Origin of the sequence: Streptomyces sp. NRRL F-2664, from assembly GCF_000719345.1 — a bacterium.
Lineage (GTDB): Bacteria > Actinomycetota > Actinomycetes > Streptomycetales > Streptomycetaceae > Streptomyces.
Genome location: NZ_JOFX01000414.1, coordinates 1 through 368, shown reverse-complemented (window position 1 = coordinate 368; position 368 = coordinate 1). Strand labels below are relative to the sequence as shown.

Genomic DNA, 368 nt, shown 5'->3' with positions numbered 1-368 from the left:
CCTACGATGAGGACACCGGGCTGCTGCTCTCCTCCGCGGTCACCGACGCCAGCGGGGCCACCACAGTCCGGCAGACCGAGTACGACGCCCTCAACCGGGTCACCGGCATCTGGGAAGGCGCCCGCGACGACGCGGACGCCAAGAAGAACACCCTCATCACCTACGCCTACGACAGCGAGGGACGCCTGGTATCCGTCGCCTACCCCGACGGCAAGGCTGTCTCCCGCACCTACGACCAGCACGGGCAGCTGGAGACGGCTACGGATGCGGCCGGCGCCGTCACCGCCTACACCTACAATCCCGACGGCAGCCTGAAGACCGCGGTGCAGAAGACTGCGGACGGGCAGACCGCCTCCGCCGCCTACACC

The 368-nt window shown here is 69.0% G+C and carries 1 protein-coding gene; it reads left to right on the top strand.

All coding sequences use genetic code 11. The features are described from left to right. Positions 1-368: RHS repeat domain-containing protein (locus IF89_RS39840; protein WP_043195029.1), on the top strand; the 368-nt coding region annotated here is incomplete at both ends.